Genomic DNA, 17866 nt, shown 5'->3' with positions numbered 1-17866 from the left:
CCCAGTACCTAGCTTGCTGGCATGGCTGACATGCAATCCACCAACGCCGCCGCGCCCGCGATCATCCGCCGCCTGGATTATCGCCCGCCCGACTGGCTGGTCCCCGATATTGCGCTGGACTTCGATCTGGACGCATCCGCCACGCAGGTCCACGCAGTGCTGTCCATTGTCCGCAACGGCACGCATGACCGGCCCTTGAGGCTGGAAGGCGATGGCCTCCTGCCAGTGGAGGTCAAGGTGGATGGACGCACATTGGGACCGGAAGAATGGGCCCTGGATGGCGGGACGCTGGTTGTCCCCCTTAACGGCCAGTCCCATCAGGTCGAGACGCGAGTGGAGGTCGCACCGGACAGCAACAGCAAGCTCATGGGCCTTTATGCCAGCGGGGGCCTGCTCTGCACCCAGTGCGAGGCGGAGGGTTTCCGCCGCATCACATTCTTCCCGGACCGGCCTGATGTGCTGTCGCGCTACACCGTCAGGATGGAAGCGGACAAGAGCCGCTATCCTGTGTTGCTCGCCAATGGCGATCCGGTGGAAAAGGGCGATCTGCCTGGCGGTCGTCATTGGGCGCGCTGGACCGATCCTTTTCCCAAACCCTGCTATCTCTTCGCGCTGGTGGCGGGCGATCTCGCCTGCAACGCCGACCGCTTCGTGACGATGAGCGGGCGCGAAGTCGCGCTCGGCATCTGGGTCAGGGAAGCGGACCTGCCCCGCACCGCCCATGCGATGAAGGCCCTTAAGGACAGCATGGCCTGGGACGAGCGGGTCTATGGCCGGGAATATGATCTGGACGTATTCAACATCGTCGCCGTGGCCGACTTCAACTTCGGCGCGATGGAGAATAAGGGTCTTAACATATTCAATTCACGCTATATTCTGGCCGATCCGGAAACAGCGACGGACCTCGACTATGATGGCGTGGAAGGGGTGGTCGCCCATGAATATTTCCACAACTGGTCGGGCAATCGCGTCACCTGCCGCGACTGGTTCCAGCTTTCGCTGAAAGAGGGCTTTACGGTTTTCCGCGACCAGAGCTTTTCCGCCGATATGGGTAGCCATGCGGTCAAGCGGATCGAGGATGTCCGCATCCTGCGCGCCGCCCAGTTTCAGGAAGATTCGGGGCCGCTCGCTCACCCGGTCCGGCCTGAATCCTATATGGAAATCAGTAACTTCTACACAGCGACCATCTATAACAAGGGTGCGGAACTGATCCGCATGATGGCGCTGATGCTGGGATGGGAACGCTTCCGCGCCTCCACCGATCTCTATTTCGAGAGTCACGATGGGCAAGCCGCCACCTGCGAGGATTTCGTCCGCGCCATGGAGGAGGGAGGCGGCATCGACCTCAGCCAGTTCCGGCTGTGGTATGAACAGGCGGGCACGCCCCATGTCCGCGCCATGCTGAACCACGATCCGGCCACCGGCACTGCCGAACTGCTGCTGGAGCAGGCCGTGCCGCCAACGCCGGGTCAGCCGGACAAGAAGCCGATGGCCATTCCGATGCGCGTCGCGCTGTTCGACCCGGCAAGCGGGCGGCATCAGGGCGATCAATTGCTGATGCTGACGCAGGCGAAGCAGAGCTTCCGCTTCGAAGGCTTTTCCTCTGCCCCGATCCTGTCGATCAACCGCGGCTTTTCCGCGCCCGTCATCGTCGAAACCAACCGCAGTCAGGCCGATCTCGCCTTTCTATCGGCCCATGATGACGATCCGTTCGCCCGTTATGAGGCGATGCAGCAGTTGATGGTGAATGTGCTGATCGGTCGGATCGGCGGGCAGGCGGTCGATGAGGATGCTGTTATTGCGGCGATCCGCGATACCGCGACCGATCCGCAGCTCGACCCCGCCTTCGTCGCCGAAACCATCCGCCTGCCGAGCGAAGCCTATCTGGGCGATCAGATGCCGGTCGTCGATCCCGACGCGATCCACGCCGCGCGAGATGCGCTGCAACAGCGTATCGGCGAAGCGCTGGAGCCGCTGTGGCGCGACATCCATGCCGGGACGAAGGCCAATGCCTTCTCCCTGTCCCCGGCGGCCAAGGGCGCTCGCAAGCTGCGGAATATCGCGCTGCATTACCTGGTGGCCTCGGGCGCGCAGGATGGCCCGCAAATCGCCTTCGCCCAGTTCCATGAAGCCGACAACATGACCGAACGCCAGGCGGCGCTCGCAACGTTGGCGAATGGCGCCAGCGACGAACGGGAAGCGGCGCTCGACATCTTCTACAATCGTTATCGCGACGATGCGCTGACGCTGGATAAATGGTTCCAGACGCAGGCTTTTGCCTTTCATCCCAACACAGTGCAGCTGGTGGCGGACCTGCGGGAGCATAAGGATTTCACGCTCGCCAATCCCAACCGGGTGCGGTCGCTGTTCGGGGCGTTCGCGGGCAACCAATGGGCTTTCCACCACCGTTCGGGGGAGGGCTATCGGCTGGTGGCGGACTGCATCATCGCGCTCGACAAGATCAATCCGCAGACGGCGGCGCGGCTGGTGCCGCCGCTGGGACGCTGGCGGCGCTTCGACGAGGCGCGCGCGGCGATGATGCGCGCCGCGCTGCAGCGCGTTCTGGCCGAACCCGGCCTGTCCCGCGACGTGACCGAGCAGGCGAGCAAAAGTCTGGAATGAGAGTGGGCGAAGCGCGGGTTTCAGGCATAGCTTTATCCTTCTCCGCTTAGGGGTCGGCCAGAGGCGCGTAACTCTAGGCGCGTGCTTCTGGCCGAGGTCGCGCAGGATTGGCAGCTTGCTGCTTAGCCGTAGCTCGGAGCGGGAGCATGCGCCGTTTGCTGGATAGCGCGCAGCTTCGCCTTCCTCCCCCTCTTCCAACTTCGTCCCAAAAGAATGGCCGCAATGAGCCGAAATCTCGCCTTAAGGCTGGGACACCGTTGACAGCCAGGCTGCCACATCCGCCGCCACCTTATTCGCCGCCGCATTGAGCGGCGCGCCCACTGTGGCGGCGCCGATCTTGCCATTCACCGGCTGCTGGGCCGTGAAGCGTTGCCGGGCAAGGATCGTTCCGCCGGGATTGGCGAGGATCGCGTCATAGGTCACGATGGCGGTGCGGCTTTGCTCGTCGATGCCGAAATCCACCAGCGCACCCATCAGCCTTTGCCCTGGCACGCCGGAATATTGGCCGGGGTCCAGCACGATCCGGCTGCCCGTGGCGGCGATCGTTTCGGCGAGCAGGCTCTGAAACAGATGGCGCGGCGTGTCGGACCATTGCACTTTGGTGACATAAGCGACGGAGGTGGGCGATACGCGCACCGGAACCCGCACCGTGTCCAGTATCTTGGGCGCTTCGGGATCGGCGACGACCAGGCTGAGAGCCTGCCCCGCATTGACCGGAGCGCCCGGCGCGACGCGCTGCGCGGCGCTCAGCGAGAGGAGTTGCTCCGGCGGTTTCGCGCCGAAGGACACGCAGCCCGTCAGCATGAAGCCCAGCGCCAGCGCGGCAGCGCCATTGAATTTCAGGTGGAACATCTTCCGGCTCCCTCGTCTTAATTCTTGTAATCGGGCAATTTGGGCGATCCGACCAGCGAGCCCGCACCCTGCTGGTCGAGCTTTTCGGCCACGCCGCGGAAAGCGCGCGACATTTCGCGCAGGTCGCGGACAAGCTGGTTCACTTCCGGCATGGTCTGGTTGCTGAAGGCGTGAACACCCGGCTGCGCTTCGGCGATGGTCTTGTCGAGCGTGTCGATGCTGCGGGTGGCGGATTGCACGCTCTTACGCAGGTCAGCCATCAGCGGACGGCCTTCATCGTTCAACAGCGAATCCGTGGTCGCGGCGAGCTTGCCGATATTCTCGGCGGCGATGCCCGTCCGTTGCACGGCGATGCGCGCTTCGGCCAGCGTCGCGGCGATTTCGGGGCTGCGATCGGCCATTGCGCCCGTCACCTTCTCCACATTGGCGAGGATGCCGGCGAAAGACTGCTGATTCTTATCGCTCAACAGTTCCGTCAGCCGCTCGGTCAGCGTGGACAGCCGTTCGAGCAGTTGCGGCGCATTGTTGAGCAGCTCGCCCAGCGCGCCGGGCTTGGTGGGAATGATCGGCACGCCATCGGGACAGACGGATTGCGGATTATCTTCCGGGCATTTAATCGGCGGCGCCCCCTTGACCGCGCCGTCCAGCACGATTTCCGAAACACCGGTGAAGCCCACGCCCTGAATGGTCGCCGTGGTGCCAAGCAGCACCGGCGTCCCTTCCTTCACGGAAATGCGGACCTTCACGAAGCCGGGATCGCGCTTCCACAGCTCGATCTTCTCGACCTGCCCCGAAGGCACGCCCGAATAGTTGACGCTCGACCCCTTGGCGAGGCCGTTCACCGACTGCTTGAAGAAAATGTCATATTCCTTGTTCTCGCCGTCCGAAAGGCGTGAGAACCAGAAGGCGGCGATCATGATCGCGGCCAGCAGCAGCAGCGTGACCGTGCCCACCAGCACATGGTTGGAGCGGGTTTCCATATCCTATCGCCTTCCGTCCGCTTGGGTTTCGGCAGCGGTCTTGCCGCGCTCGCGCTCCACCGCCGCCGTGGCGGCGCGGCCGCGCGGGCCGTTGAAATATTCCTGTATCCAGGGATGGTCGGTCGCCAGCAATTCGTCGATCGTACCCACCGCAATCACCTTTTTATCCGCCAGCACCGCCACCCGGTCACAGATCGAATAGAGCGTGTCGAGATCATGGGTGATGAGAAAGACGGTCAGGCCCAGCGTCTGCTGCAACCGTCGCGTCTGATCGTCGAAAGCCGCCGCGCCGATGGGGTCCAGCCCCGCCGTCGGCTCGTCCAGAAACAGAAGGTCCGGGTCCAACGCCAATGCGCGGGCAAGCCCGGCGCGCTTCCTCATGCCGCCGGACAGTTCGGCGGGATATTTGGGTCCGGCATCAGCGGGCAGGCCGGTCATGCGGATCTTGTAGGCGGCGATCTCATCCCGGAGCTGCGCGCCGATATTGGGATAATATTCCCTGATCGGCACTTCCACATTCTCCGCCACCGTCAGCGTGGAAAACAGTGCGCCGCCCTGAAACAGCACGCCCCAGCGCTTGCGAATGGCCAGGGCTTCGTCATCCAGCCGCCCGATCATCGGCTCGCCAAAAACCTCGATCTCGCCCCGGTCGGGAATCTGCAGGCCGATGATGGCCCGCATCAGCACCGACTTGCCGGTGCCCGATCCGCCGACGACGCCCAGGATTTCGCCCTTGCGTACGTCGAGGTCCAGTCCGTCATGCACGATCTGATCGCCGAAGCTGGTGCGAAGGTCGCGCACGCAAATGGCGATGCCATTGCCCTCAACCGCCTTTTCGACGCGCTCTTCCTCAACCGATTCGATTTCCGCCGCCATCAGTTCCAGCCCACCCAGGTGAAGAAGACCGCGAAAAAGGCGTCGATCACGATGACGAGGAAGATCGCCTGCACCACGGCGGAGGTGGTTCGCAAACCGACTTCCTCCGCATTGGCCTTGACTTGCATCCCCTGAAAACAGCCCGAAATGGCGATGATGAGGCCGAACACCGGCGCCTTGATGAGGCCGACCCACAAATCGGTGATCGGCACCACTTCACGCAGGCGCTGAACAAAGGTGATCGGCGGAATGTCGAGCGCAACCGCGCACAGGAACCCGCCGCCGATGACCGCGATGACCGACGAATAAAAGCCCAGCAGCGGCATCATCACCACCACCGCCAGCGTGCGGGGCAGCACCAGCGCCTCCATGGGGGAGACGCCGATGGTCCGCATCGCGTCCACTTCCTCGGTCAGCTTCATGGTGCCCAGCTGCGCGGCGAAGGCGGAGCCGGAGCGGCCCGCCACCATGATCGCCGTCATCAATACGCCCAGTTCGCGGAAGGTCAGCCGGCCGACCAGGTTGATCGTCAGCATCTCCATGCCGAACTGGCGCAACTGCACCGATCCCTGCTGGGCGATGACGATGCCGATCAGGAAGCTCATCAGGCCGATGATGCCCAGCGCCGACACGCCCACGACCTCGAACCGCTGCACCACGGCATTGACGCGGAAGCGGCTCGGATGGCGGATCACATTCCAGGCCGCCACCAGCGTCGCGCCGAAAAAGCCGAGCAGGCCGAGCAGGGTCGCGCCCGAGTTGACGACCGCTTCGCCGATTTCGCCCAGCACGCGCTTCAGGGGCGACACATGTTCGGGGCGGATCGCCACCGGCTCGTCCAGTTCGCCGACCGCCGCGATCATCCTTTCCGCATCGGCGCTGCCGCCGCCGACGGGGCAGTCCAGCCGCTTGGCGGTGCGATGTACGGTCCATGCGCCGATCGTGTCCATATGATCGACATCGGACAGATCGATGGCGCTGATCGGCCCTTCCAACGCGTCCAGCCGCGACGGCAGGTCGTGCAGGCAGGCGATGGTGAGCGTGCCGGAAAGCCGCACGACCGTGCCGCCATCGCGCGTTTCCTCAGCAAGTTCAGCGGCTTTGTTCATGCGTCAGGATTAGTGGTCCATTATCGGTTGCGCGGCAAGCCGAAACGGCCCATCCGCTAGGATAACGAAGGGTAAGGGCAAAAAGTTTCGATAGCGGCATGACGCACAGGCTGGCGATTTACGACATGGACCGGACGGTCACTTATTCGGGCACCTATACGGGCTTTCTGCTGCATGTGGCGCGGCATATGGCGCCCTGGCGGCTGCTGCTGTTTCCGGGCGTGGTCCTGATGATGCTGGCCTATGTATTGAAACTGGTGACGCGCCAGCGGCTCAAGGAAGTCAATCAGGGCCTGATGATCGGCTGGAATGTCGAGCGCGCGAAGCTGATGCCGCATGTGGAAAGCTATGCCGCGAAGGTGGTGGAAGGCAATGTCCGCCCCGGCGCGCTGGCGCAGATCGCGCGGGACAAGGCGGACGGATGCACGCTGGTGCTCGCCACGGCCTCCTACCGCCTCTATGTCGAACCGATCGCGCGGCGGCTGGGCTTCGACGCGGTGATCGCGACCGATCATCTGAGCCAGGATCTGCGCTATGTCCGCGCCCGGATAGCGGGCGAGAATTGCTACGACACCGGTAAGCTCCGCATGATAAAGGCGTGGATGGCGGCGCAGGCCATCGACCGCGCACAAGCGCATATCCGTTCCTATTCCGACCATGTGTCGGACGCGCCGATGCTGGAATTTTCCGACGTGCCCCACGCCGCCAACCCGCACAAGCCGCTGGCGAAACTGGCGGCTGAACGCGGGTGGCCGCGGGTCGACTGGCCCTAGCCCTCCGTCGCCCGCAATGCCTGCGCGAAGTCGGCGATCAGGTCGTCCGCATCCTCGCAGCCAATGGAAATCCGCACCATATTATCGCCAATGCCAAGCGCCTTCTTGCGGTCCGCCGGGACGGACAGATGGGTCATCGCGGCGGGATGGCTCGCCAGCGTTTCCGTGCCGCCAAGACTGACCGCCAGCTTCGCGATCTTGAGCGCGTCGAGGAAGGCGAACGCCTCCGCCTCTCCACCCTTCAGATAGAGCGAGAAGGTGGAGCCCGCTCCCGTGCAATGGCGGCGGTAGATGTCCGCCTGCCGATCGGTTTCGGGGAAGCCGAGATAGACGACCTTCTCCACCTGCGGCTGGTCCTTGAGCCAGGCGCAGACCTTTTCCGCATTTTCGCCCGCGCGGCTCATCCGCAATTCCAGCGTCTCCAGACTCCGCAGCAGCATCCACGCCGAATGGGGGTCGAGGATGGTGCCGATGGTGTTCCGCATCAGCCGGACGGTGTTGATCAGCGCATCGGACCCCAGCACGCCGCCCGCGACCAGATCGCTATGTCCGCCCGCATATTTGGTGAGCGAATAGATGACGAGGTCCGCCCCATGGCTGAGCGGATGGTGCCAGAGCGGCCCAAGGAAAGTGTTGTCGATGGCGATCGGCGGCACATGCTCCGCGCCCGCGAACAGGACGTCGCGCCGCGCGGCGACCGCTTCCAGATCGACCAGCACATTGGTCGGGTTGGCCGGGCTTTCGAGGTAAAGCAGGGCTACCCGCCCCATGCCCTTCGCCTTTTCGATGACTGCGCCGATCTCTTCTTCGGTCGCACCCGCCGGGAAATCGACCCACTGCACCCCGAACCGCCCCAGAATGCGCCCGATCAGCGATTCCGTCGCGGCATAGAGCGGCGCGCTATGGACGATCACGTCGCCCGGCTGCACCAGCGCGAGCAGGGTGGTGGCGATGGCGGACATGCCGCTGGAAAAGAGCAGAGCATCCTCCGCTTCCTCCCACACGGAAAGCCGGTCCTCGGCGATTTCCTGATTCGGCCCGTTGAAGCGGGAATAGACGAGGCCCTCCGCGCCGCCGGGGCGGATGCCGGTCACGCCCTCGAAATGCCGCTTGCCCGCCGCCGCGCTTTCAAAGGCGAAGGTGGAGGTGAGGAAGATCGGCGGCTTCAACGATCCTTCGGACAAAGTGGGGTCATAGCCATGGCCCATCATCAGCGTCGCGGGCTTCAGCTTGCGGCCCTCTATCTCCATGATGGGGGCCTTGGGATGGCGGCGGTTGTGGGAGGGTTCTGCGCCGGTCAGCTCGGCTTCGGTTTCGCCGGTCATAGTCGGATACTCCTGCAAAATGCGGCGTCTGGAGCGCCGCTGTCATGGCGCGAGTGTAACGCATGAGGACGCGAAAGAGCCAGAGGCGCGGCGAAACATTATTTCTTCTGCTGGTATTATTATTCTGTTCGTCGCGGCCGGAAGTGACAGGGCGGTCGCGCCTTCCTACATCTCCATCATGGACGCACGCCTTCCCGATCCGCTGGAGCGATGGTTCGCGGATCGCGGCTGGCATCCGCGCCGTCATCAGCGCGATATGCTGGAGGCGGCGCGCCGGGGCGAGCACACGCTGCTCGTCGCCCCGACCGGCGCGGGCAAGACGCTCGCCGGGTTCCTGCCCACGCTGACTGACCTTATCGAAAAGCCGGCCGACGGCCTCCACACGCTTTATGTCTCGCCTTTGAAGGCGCTGGCGGTGGACGTGCGCCGCAACCTCCTCACGCCGATCGAGGAGATGGGTCTTCCGATCCGCGTCGAAACCCGCACCGGCGACACGCCTTCGGACCGCAAGGCCCGCCAGCGCGCGCGTCCACCGCAGATCTTGCTCACGACGCCCGAATCGCTCTCATTGCTGCTGAGCTATCCCGACAGCTTCCTGATGTTCGCGGATTTGAAGACCGTCATCATCGACGAAGTCCACGCCTTCGCGACGCAAAAGCGCGGCGACCTGCTCAACCTCTCGCTGTCGCGCCTGCAGGCCATCCATCCTGGCCTGCGCCGCGTCGCCCTTTCCGCCACCGTCGCGGATGTGGACGCCTATCGCGCCTGGCTCGCGCCCGATGGCGACATCAACGCGGTCACGCCCGTCATCGGCGAGCAGGGGGCGGCCCCTCATGTCACCATCCTCATTCCCGAAGGCAGCGTGCCATGGTCCGGCCATAGCGGCAAATATGCCGCCAAACAGGTGATGGCGGAGATCGAACGGCGGCAGACCACGCTCGTCTTCTGCAACACGCGGGGCTTGGCGGAGCTGATCTTCCAGTCGCTCTGGTCGGTGAACGACGCGAACCTGCCCATCGCCATCCACCATGGCAGCCTGTCCATCGAAGCGCGCCGCAAGGTCGAAAGCGCCATGGCGGCGGGCAGGCTCCGCGCCCTCGTCGCCACGGCTAGCCTCGACCTGGGCGTCGATTGGGGCAATGTCGATTGCGTGATCCAGATGGGCGCGCCCAAAGGCTCCTCCCGCCTGCTTCAGCGCATCGGGCGCGCCAATCACCGGCTCGACACGCCTAGCGAGGCGATCCTGATTCCCGGCAACCGCTTCGAATATCTCGAAGCCCGCGCCGCGCTGGACGCGGTGGAATCGGGCGAGCGCGACAGCGACGATTTCCGCCCCGGCAGCCTCGACGTGCTGGCCCAGCATGTGATGGCGATGGCCTGCGCCGCGCCCTTCCGCGAGGAGGAACTGCTCGCCGAAGTCCGTTCCGCCATGCCCTATGGCGCGCTGACGGACGAAGCCTTCGCCCACGTCCTCCATTTCATCGAGGGCGGCGGCTACGCCCTGCGCGCCTATGACCGCTTCAAGCGGCTGACGGGGGAACCGGACGGGACATGGCGCGTCTCCCATCCCCGCTTCATCCAGCAGCATCGCATGAACGCGGGCATCATCGTCGATCAGCCGGTGCTCGACGTGCGGTTCGCCAACGGCCGCAAGCTGGGCACGGTGGAGGAGGGGTTCGCCGCAACCCTGCGCCCGGGCGACAGCTTCTTCTTTTCCGGCATGGCGCTGGAGACGGTGCGGATGGACACCACCGACCTCATCGTCCGCGCCACGTCGAAACAGGCGCGCATCCCAAGCTGGGGCGGCACTCGCATGGCCATGTCCACGCGCCTGGCCGACCGCGTGCGGCGCTTCCTTGCCCAGCCGGAGGAATGGCACCGCTTTCCGAAGGACGTGCGCGATTGGCTGGAGATGCAGAAATATCGCTCCGCCCTGCCGCAGCCGGGCCAGCTATTGATCGAAACCTTCCCGCATGAAGGCCGCCACTATCTCGTCTGCTACAGTTTCGAAGGGTGGAACGCGCATCAGTCGCTGGGGATGCTCCTCACCCGCCGCATGGACGCGCAGGGCCTGATGCCGATGGGGTTCGTGTCGAACGATTATGCGCTGGCGGTCTATGGCCTCAAGCCCGTCACCGACCCGCAAAGCCTGTTTTCCGCCGACATACTCGACCATGAATTCGTGGAATGGGTCGAGCAATCAAGCCTGCTCAAGCGCGCCTTCCGCGACGTGGCGGTGATTTCCGGCCTGATCGAGCGCCAGCATCCCGGCAAGCGCAAGACCGGGCGGCAGGTCACATTCTCCACCGACCTCATCTACGATGTGCTCCGCAAATATCAGCCCGACCATCTGCTGCTGAAAGCGGCATGGGCCGACGCCCGCGCGCGGATGACGGATGTGGGGCGTCTGGGCGACCTCATAGACCGCGCCGCGTCCACCATGCTGCACATGCCGCTGGAGCGCGTCAGTCCGCTGGCAGTTCCGGTCCTCATCCTCATCGGCCGCGAGCAGGTGGCCCAGCATGCGGCGGAAGATGCCCTGCTGATCGAAGCGGAAGCGCTGATCGAGGAGGCCATGCGGGCGGACTAGGGTGTTTGAGGAGGATTTGAACATCCACCCTGGGCCAATCCGCCTTCTTACCCCACGAAGCGATGCAGCGCCGCCCCATGCGCTCGCAGCCATGCCCGCGCCGGGCGGGGGTCGCGGCCCAGCAGGCGGGCGTGGGCCGCGTGGAAGGCGGGGCTGTGGTCCATGTGGATCAGATGCGCCAGTTCATGCGCGACGGTCGCCTGTCGCACTTCCGGCGGGCAGAGGATCAGCCGCCAGCTATAGCGGATCGTCCCGTTCGACGCGCAACTACCCCAGCGGCTGCGCGGATCGCCCACGCCGACCGACCCGACCGCCAGCCCATGCTGTGCCGCCAGCTCCCGCGTTTCGCTTTCCAGCACCGCCTTTGCCTGGCCCTTGAGCCAGCGCAGCACGCGCGCGCCAACCGACTCTTCGGCCCCGCCCAGCAGCAGCCGGTCGCCTTCCAGCCGGATCGTGCGCGATGCGCCGGGGGTCCAGCATATCCGCACATCCCGCCCCTCCAGCGGAAAGACCGCGCCGTCGCGCAGCGTCGCCATGGCCGGGCGGGCCGCCATCTGCGCCCGCACCCAGCCTTCATGCCCCTGCGCCCAGCCGAGCGCCCGTTTCAGGCTGGCGCGCGCGGGGAGGGAGAGGCGCAGTTCGCCCCGCGCCGCGTCCAGCGACAGCTTGTAGGCGCGCGCACGGGCGGAGCGGCGCACCCGCACCGGAACCGCGACGCCGTCGATCAGGATCGCGGCTTCGTCAGATTTCCCGGTCGACAAGATGATGTTCCCAATCGCCCGCATCCGCTTCCGCCACGGTCCAGCCGCGCACGGATTCGCCGGCACGGTGGACGGCTTCCCGGTCGCCGCTGATGAGGTAATGCCATGCGGGCAGCGGCTTACCCTCTCCCCGCAGGCGATAGGCGCAGGTGCGGGGGAGCCAGCTTATCGTCTTCACCTTTTGCGGTGTCAGGCGCACGCAATCAGGAACGAAGCGGCGGCGGTCCTTGTAGCTGGTGCATTGCCCGCTGTGCCGATCGAGCAGGCGGCAGGCGACATTGGTGGGATAGATGCGGCCGGTATCCTCATCCTCCGCCTTGTGCAGGCAGCATTTGCCGCATCCGTCGCACAATGCCTCCCACTGCGCGCGGTCGAGCTGATCGAGGGGTTTTTCCCAGAAATCCAATGCCTCACTTCACCCATTTTTCAAGGGACGCGAGAACATGTTCCGGCGCGCCCTCATCCACGTCCGGCGTGGCCGGATCGTCCACCGGCACCAGCGCGATCGGCGCGCCGTCCGGACCGAAGAGATAGGGCGTGCGGCTATGTCCGACCAGATAGTCGCTTGCGCCCTGCGACTCCTCGCGATGATAGATGACGGCGAAATCCTTCGCCACCTTCGCGATCTCATCCGGCGTGCCGGTCAGGCCGATGAGGCGCGGGTGGAAGGCGTTTACATAGGTCTTGACCGTGGCGGGCGTGTCGCGCTTCGGATCGACGCTGATGAAGATCGGCTGGACCTTGGCGGCGAGGGCGGGCTTTTCCTTCTCGAACCGGGCGAAGGCCTGCATGATGCGTTGCAGGTCCACCGGGCAAACGTCCGGGCAATAGGTATAGCCGAAATAGACGAGGCGATACCGGCCCTTGAAATCGTCCCAGCGGACTTTCTTCCCATCCTGATCGGTGAGTGTGAAGGGCCCGCCGATCCGAGCCCCCACCAGTTCGCCCTGCGGGCTTGATGCATTGTCCGCGCCGCCCATATTACAGGCGGCCAGCAAGGCAAGGACGGGCAGGGCGGCAAGGGTCAGCGCTTTGTTCATGGCACCGCCAGCCATGCCCTGCTAAGGCCGCATTTGCAAATCCAACGGGGCGTGACAGCATGAAGAGACGGTTTTGGAGTGTGCGCGGCGCGGCGCTGGCCTTGGCGATGCTGTCCCCGACGGCGGCGCAGGCGCAGTTTTCGGACGCCTACAACTTCCTGAAAGCGGTCAAGGATGTGGACGGGCAGAAGGCGATGGACCTGATGCAAAAGCCCGGATCGACCATCGTCAACAGCCGCGACGTGACCACCGGGGAAACCGCGCTGCATCTGGTCGTCGCCCGGCGCGACAACACATGGCTGAGCTTCCTGCTGTCGAAGGACGCCAATCCCAACCTGACCGACAATCAGGGCAACACCCCCCTGATGGACGCCGTGCAGGCCCGATTCGAGGAAGGCGTGCGGACCTTGCTGTCGTTCGGGGCGCAGGTCGACAAGACCAACAGCAGCGGCGAAACGCCCCTGATCCGCGCGGTGCAGTTGCGCGATGTGGCGCTGGTCCGCCTGCTGGTGGCGCAGGGCGCCAATCCCGACCGGCGCGATACGCTGGCGGGCATGTCGGCGCGGGACTATGCGAAGCGCGACGGCCGCACGCCGGGCCTGGTCGAAGCACTCGACAGCGCCAAGCCCAAGAGCACGGCGCCCAGCGGACCGGTGCAGGGACCGGTGTTCCGCTAAGGCCAAATCGCCATTCAGTTCTAGCGGGCTGCGAAAGGCGAATGGCCCTAGCCGTTACCAGCCGATCTCCGCCGCATGGTCGGGGTCGGCCAGCGCGGTCAGCCGCCGCGCCGCACGCCGGGCAAAGCGCAACGTCTCCGCCTTGCGCCGCGCCGCCGCCAGCGCCTCTATAGGGGCGGGGCGGAGCAGTTCGGCATCATATTGATCGGCGACGATGAGGCCCGTGCGCGACGGCCACAATGCCTCGCTGTCGAACAGCGACAGGTCGAAGCCCGACGGCACAGCCCAATAGAAACGGTCGCAATAGTCGAAATAATCCGGCCATTTCATGTCACCCAACAGATCGGCGCGGCTGCACTTGATCTCAACGATGGTGATGCGTCCGGCCCCATCCAGCGCCATGATGTCGGCGCGGCGGCCGTTGGGCAGCGGCACTTCCAATATGCCGCTCATGTCATGGCGGAAGAAAAGACGCAGCGTCCCGCGCGCCACGGCCAGCGCCGTGCCGTCGGTCAGCGGAGAACAGCTGTCATTGGCGGCCATGTCGTTCATGCCCGATCTTTAGAACAAGTCATGAACATATGAAAAGGCCGATTCGGAACGCTTCGTCCCGAATCGGCCATGCATCTTCCTGCTGAAAGGATTCAGCGGTAGAAAATATGATTGTCGATCGACGCCAGCTTCGCCTTGCCCCAGCCCGGCGAAACGCGGCGGGCGTGGAAGAAGAGCGCGCCTTCCGCCTTGCTGTCCCAGCTATCTTCCATCGCGATCTGGGCGATCGCCACGGCTTCGCGCCAGCTTTCGCTCGCCTCGGGGATCGCGGGCATGGAGCCGCCACGCACGAAGCTGAACTGGCTGGGCTGATAGACGACGCCGCACAGGCTGTTGGCGAAGCGACCCGATTTGGCGCGATTGATGACGACGCGCGCAACGGCCAGCTGGCCTTCCAGGCTTTCGCCCTTGGATTCGAAATAGACGGCCCCGGCCAGACACTTCATGTCGCCTTCCAGGGCTTCCGCCGGGCCATGGGCGTCGACCAGAGCGGCCAGGCTGTAGCCCTTGGAGGAACCATCGGTGGAATAGGGTGTTGTATCGGAAGCCAGCGGCTGCGCGATTTCGCGCGGCGCGGCAAAGATGACGGCGGGCTTCTGCCCAGCCGAAGGCGCTGTATTCAGCGCGGAGTCCGTGGGAAGAGTTCCGGTGGACGAGATAGCCTCACTGGCGGAGGACATATCGGAAGCCGTGACCGCTGCGGCGGTGGACAAGGCAAACGCCGCAATGATCGCGGCCTTCAGACGAAAACTCATTACATCTCAAAAACGTGCGGTTATTGGCCTGAATCGTCCGTTTAAACCCGATATTCTGAGACGTCCGGCCGCCCCCCGTCTGCGTGTTTACCCTGTTCGTCCCCCCTGGACGGCCACGGCAACCTGCGCGTTCAACAAGCGTCGAGGGGCCTCTGCCCGCGCGCACAAGGTTAGTCAATCATGAACAGATCGTTTCAGCGGCGAATCGTTCCGCATCCGCGATATCAAGTTCGATTATCCACAGATCGGGGTCAGACCGGCGGCGGCGCTCAATATATTGTGCGAGCGCTTCCCGGCCCTTATCCGGCGCGGGACCGCAGGCAGCGAATCGATAGCCACCGGCATAGTCGGGCACCCGTTCGAAAAGGCCGTTTTCCTGCCCTTTTTCCAATGCCTGGATCAGGATGACGCCGCTGGTTGCGTCCCCCTTCACCAGCACGGTGGCAAAGCCGCCCGCCGCCGCCGCCCGCCGCACCAGCACGCCGACCAGCAGCGCGCTTGTAAGCCGGTCAGCCGGCATAGCCGGGCAGGGAGGAGAGCGGATATTGCGAGCGCATGAAGGTGCCCGTGCCCCGGCCCACTTCCTCACCATCGGAATCGACGAGGCTGGCTTCCGCGACATAGACGCGGCGCTTGCCGCTGATCCAGCGGCCTTCGGCCCGGATGCGGCCGGGATGGATGGGCCGCGTGAACAGCAGGTTGAACGCCGTGGTCAGCAGGAAACGATCGCTGACCAGACTGTTGGCGGCATAGAAGGCCGCATCGTCCAGCATCTTGAAATAGACGGTGCCATGAACAGCGCCCGCCGCATGGAATTGTCCTTCGTCGACATCGAATTCGATGATCGACCGTCCCGCTTCGAGGATTTGCAGATCAGACCGGAACATCCGGTTGATCGGCGCCGAACGATAGAGATTCTCCAACGCGCGGAAATGCGCGGCTTCGCCGCTCGCGCCGGGCATCGACTCAGGCTGCGTCACGCGCCTCGCCACCGGCCAGCAGGGCGTAGAGCGCCTCCGCCGATCCCGCGCCGCGCAAGCGCGTCACCTGACCGTCATCGCGCAGATAGCGCGACACCCGCGCCAGCGTCTTCAAATGCTCCGCGCCGCTGTCGACGGGCGAGAGCAGTGCAAAGACGACGTCGACCGGCGCATCGTCCACCGCCTCGAACGCCACCGGCGGGTCGACCAATACGACTATGCCGCACATCTTCTGCAGATTCGCGATCTTCGCATGGGGAATGGCCACGCCGCCGCCAAAGCCGGTCGATCCCAGCTTTTCACGCTCAAACAGGGCTTCGGCCACATGCTCCGCGTCCAGGCCATAGGCATCCGCCGCCAGCACCGCGATCTTCTGAAACAACTGTTTCTTGCCGTTCGCCGTCAGACCCGTTGCGAGCGCCTTGGGCGAAAGGATGTCGTTGAAATGAACCATGTCCAATCCGGAACCACCGGGCCGCGCTTCAACCATGTGGGAAATATGCACGAACCGGATCAGTAAAGTCCGGCCCCATAGGGCGCATGGCGGACCAGGTCAACCTGCGCCCCGAGACGGGGCCGGATCATTCAGGAGTCAGCCGCGCGGCTCGACCCAGCCGATCGTGCCGTCCTGACGGCGATAGACCATGTTATAGGCCGCCGTTCCCGCATTGAGAAACAGCAGCGCGTTGGTATTACGCAAGTCCAGCATCATCACCGCGTCCGACACGCTGGCTTCGGGGATGTCGACCCGCGTTTCTGCCACGATCAGCGGTGCTTCGGCCGGTTCCTCCTCATCCTTCACCGAAGCGAAGATGGTGTAGCCCGCACCGTCCAGACCATCCAATCCATTCACCCGCTCCGCTTCGGCGGCGGCGGCCTGAGCATGACGGTCCTTCAGCCGGCGCAGATAGCGGCGCAATTGCTTTTCGATCCGCTCCGCCGCCTGATCGAAGGCAGGATGCGCTTCCTGCGCCTCGCCCGAACCCTTCAGGATCAGGCCGGTCATGACATGGCAGACAATATCGCAGTGGAAGGCGCCATGCGGCGCGGGACGGAATGTCACATGGGCCGAAAGGGTGCGGGAAAAATACTTCTCGGCCACCGCTTCGAGCCGGGTCGTGACATGCTGCTTGAGCGCGTCGCCCGTATCGACCTGATGCCCGGAAACCCGAATGTCCATATGCCTTCTCCTTATTCTTGCCGGGTCGCGGGACGAGCGGCCCGGTTGGCGTGAAACGAAGGAACAGGCCCGGTCAGGCCGCCTCCGCCTCATCGAGCCAGAGCGGCTTGTCCAACGTCGCAATGAACGCAGCATGCCGTTCCAGCTCCTCCGCGCTTGCCTGAAAGACGCGCGCGGGACGTACTGGCCGAACGGCGGCATTTTCCGCCAGTTCCGCCCGGATAGTGTCTTTCGCTTCCTCCTGTGCAAGACCAAGGCCGATCTGACGGCCCCCGGTCAGTTCGATGTAAAGCTGGGCCAGCAATTCCGCGTCGAGCAGCGCGCCATGCTTGATGCGATGGCTGCGGTCGATGCCGTAGCGAGTGCAGAGCGCATCCAGGCTGTGCTTGGCGCCGGGGTGAAGCTGCCGTGCGATGGCGACCGTGTCGATCATGCGGTCCATCGACACTTCCGCCCGCCCGCACAGGCGCAGTTCATGGTTGAGGAAGCCGAAATCGAAGCGCGCATTATGCGCGACCAGATGGCTGTCTTCCAGAAAGGCGAGCAGTTCCTCAACCCCGCTTGCAAAGAGTGGCTTGTCCGACAGAAAAATATCGGAAAGGCCGTGCACGGCCTCAGCCGCCGCGGGCATGGCACGTTGCGGGTTGTAATAAGCGTGGAAGGTGCGGCCGCTGGGCACCCGGTTCAGGAGTTCTATACATCCGATCTCGACCAGCCGATCGCCTGATGCGGGGTCGAATCCTGTGGTTTCGGTATCGAAAATGATTTCGCGCATCGCCCTCTTAACCGAATCT

At 64.4% G+C, this 17866-nt stretch carries 19 protein-coding genes; 4 read left to right on the top strand and 15 right to left on the bottom strand.

Translation table 11 applies throughout. From position 1 onward, the window contains the following. Positions 1-21: 21 nt before the first annotated feature. Positions 22-2622: an aminopeptidase N gene (gene pepN, locus LDB26_RS17720; protein WP_257539416.1), complete on the top strand. Its 2601-nt coding sequence runs from the start codon at positions 22-24 to the stop codon at positions 2620-2622. Between the two features lie 240 nt (positions 2623-2862). Here pepN and LDB26_RS17715 read toward each other — a convergent pair whose 3' ends face one another. Genes LDB26_RS17715 through LDB26_RS17700 form a run of 4 tightly spaced genes read right to left on the bottom strand, consistent with a single transcriptional unit; the run spans position 2863 to position 6439 of the window. Beyond that, complete coding sequence (locus tag LDB26_RS17715) at positions 2863-3474, bottom strand: ABC-type transport auxiliary lipoprotein family protein (protein ID WP_257539415.1); 612 nt, start codon at positions 3472-3474, stop codon at positions 2863-2865. Positions 3475-3491: 17 nt separating this feature from the next. Beyond that, positions 3492-4454, bottom strand: coding sequence for an MlaD family protein (locus LDB26_RS17710; protein ID WP_257539414.1), 963 nt, complete (start codon positions 4452-4454; stop codon positions 3492-3494). A gap of 3 nt (positions 4455-4457) precedes the next feature. Next, the gene (locus LDB26_RS17705; RefSeq protein ID WP_257539413.1) at positions 4458-5330 is read right to left on the bottom strand and encodes an ABC transporter ATP-binding protein; all 873 of its coding nucleotides are present in this window, start codon (positions 5328-5330) and stop codon (positions 4458-4460) included. Beyond that, complete coding sequence (locus LDB26_RS17700; protein WP_257539412.1) at positions 5330-6439, bottom strand: MlaE family lipid ABC transporter permease subunit; 1110 nt, start codon at positions 6437-6439, stop codon at positions 5330-5332. Before LDB26_RS17700 ends, LDB26_RS17705 begins: the two co-directional genes overlap by 1 nt. A gap of 98 nt (positions 6440-6537) precedes the next feature. On the opposite strand from LDB26_RS17700, the gene LDB26_RS17695 reads away from it, so the two are divergent. Next, complete coding sequence (locus LDB26_RS17695) at positions 6538-7212, top strand: HAD family phosphatase (RefSeq protein WP_257539411.1); 675 nt, start codon at positions 6538-6540, stop codon at positions 7210-7212. On the opposite strand, the gene LDB26_RS17690 is transcribed toward LDB26_RS17695, so the two are convergent. Continuing rightward, on the bottom strand, positions 7209-8537 hold the full coding sequence (locus LDB26_RS17690; protein WP_257539409.1) for a cystathionine gamma-synthase family protein: 1329 nt from the start codon (positions 8535-8537) through the stop codon (positions 7209-7211). The two genes, LDB26_RS17695 and LDB26_RS17690, sit on opposite strands and share 4 nt — an antisense overlap. Positions 8538-8715: 178 nt before the next feature. Between LDB26_RS17690 and LDB26_RS17685 the strand changes: the two genes are divergently transcribed. After that, positions 8716-11127 carry a ligase-associated DNA damage response DEXH box helicase gene (locus LDB26_RS17685; RefSeq protein ID WP_257539407.1) on the top strand — a complete coding sequence of 804 codons (2412 nt, stop codon included), beginning with the start codon at positions 8716-8718 and terminating at the stop codon, positions 11125-11127. Positions 11128-11174: 47 nt separating this feature from the next. Here LDB26_RS17685 and LDB26_RS17680 read toward each other — a convergent pair whose 3' ends face one another. Genes LDB26_RS17680 through LDB26_RS17670 form a run of 3 tightly spaced genes read right to left on the bottom strand, consistent with a single transcriptional unit; the run spans position 11175 to position 12943 of the window. Beyond that, positions 11175-11912 (bottom strand): M48 family metallopeptidase, encoded by a 738-nt coding sequence (locus tag LDB26_RS17680; protein ID WP_373886130.1) that lies wholly within the window; start codon positions 11910-11912, stop codon positions 11175-11177. Then, positions 11869-12294 carry a YcgN family cysteine cluster protein gene (locus LDB26_RS17675; RefSeq protein ID WP_021245512.1) on the bottom strand — a complete coding sequence of 142 codons (426 nt, stop codon included), beginning with the start codon at positions 12292-12294 and terminating at the stop codon, positions 11869-11871. Before LDB26_RS17675 ends, LDB26_RS17680 begins: the two co-directional genes overlap by 44 nt. A gap of 4 nt (positions 12295-12298) precedes the next feature. Further along, complete coding sequence (locus tag LDB26_RS17670; RefSeq protein ID WP_257539403.1) at positions 12299-12943, bottom strand: SCO family protein; 645 nt, start codon at positions 12941-12943, stop codon at positions 12299-12301. 44 nt (positions 12944-12987) lie between these two features. On the opposite strand from LDB26_RS17670, the gene LDB26_RS17665 reads away from it, so the two are divergent. Further along, positions 12988-13605 carry an ankyrin repeat domain-containing protein gene (locus tag LDB26_RS17665; protein ID WP_062062295.1) on the top strand — a complete coding sequence of 206 codons (618 nt, stop codon included), beginning with the start codon at positions 12988-12990 and terminating at the stop codon, positions 13603-13605. A gap of 54 nt (positions 13606-13659) precedes the next feature. Here LDB26_RS17665 and LDB26_RS17660 read toward each other — a convergent pair whose 3' ends face one another. The 7 genes from LDB26_RS17660 to dnaQ form a co-directional block, all read right to left on the bottom strand. Continuing rightward, complete coding sequence (locus LDB26_RS17660) at positions 13660-14157, bottom strand: MmcB family DNA repair protein (protein ID WP_062062292.1); 498 nt, start codon at positions 14155-14157, stop codon at positions 13660-13662. A gap of 92 nt (positions 14158-14249) precedes the next feature. Beyond that, positions 14250-14912 (bottom strand): cell wall hydrolase, encoded by a 663-nt coding sequence (locus tag LDB26_RS17655; RefSeq protein WP_062062289.1) that lies wholly within the window; start codon positions 14910-14912, stop codon positions 14250-14252. A gap of 178 nt (positions 14913-15090) precedes the next feature. Next, the gene (locus LDB26_RS17650) at positions 15091-15432 is read right to left on the bottom strand and encodes a DUF1491 family protein (protein WP_257539401.1); all 342 of its coding nucleotides are present in this window, start codon (positions 15430-15432) and stop codon (positions 15091-15093) included. Beyond that, entirely contained in the window at positions 15422-15874 is a 453-nt protein-coding gene (locus LDB26_RS17645; protein ID WP_062062284.1) for a PaaI family thioesterase, read from the bottom strand. The genes LDB26_RS17650 and LDB26_RS17645 overlap by 11 nt, the downstream gene beginning before the upstream one ends. Before the next feature lie 4 nt (positions 15875-15878). After that, a complete protein-coding gene (locus tag LDB26_RS17640) occupies positions 15879-16346 on the bottom strand; it encodes a PTS sugar transporter subunit IIA (RefSeq protein WP_062068370.1) in 468 nt (155 codons plus the stop codon). A gap of 138 nt (positions 16347-16484) precedes the next feature. Continuing rightward, positions 16485-17072: a ribosome hibernation-promoting factor, HPF/YfiA family gene (gene hpf / locus LDB26_RS17635; protein WP_062062281.1), complete on the bottom strand. Its 588-nt coding sequence runs from the start codon at positions 17070-17072 to the stop codon at positions 16485-16487. 73 nt (positions 17073-17145) lie between these two features. Next, entirely contained in the window at positions 17146-17847 is a 702-nt protein-coding gene (gene dnaQ / locus LDB26_RS17630) for a DNA polymerase III subunit epsilon (RefSeq protein ID WP_062062278.1), read from the bottom strand. Positions 17848-17866 lie beyond the last annotated feature (19 nt).

This window comes from Sphingobium sp. CFD-1, from assembly GCF_024611115.1.
GTDB lineage: Bacteria > Pseudomonadota > Alphaproteobacteria > Sphingomonadales > Sphingomonadaceae > Sphingobium > Sphingobium baderi_A.
Note: the sequence above shows the minus strand (reverse complement) of the source record. Positions and strands in the feature narration are given on the sequence as shown.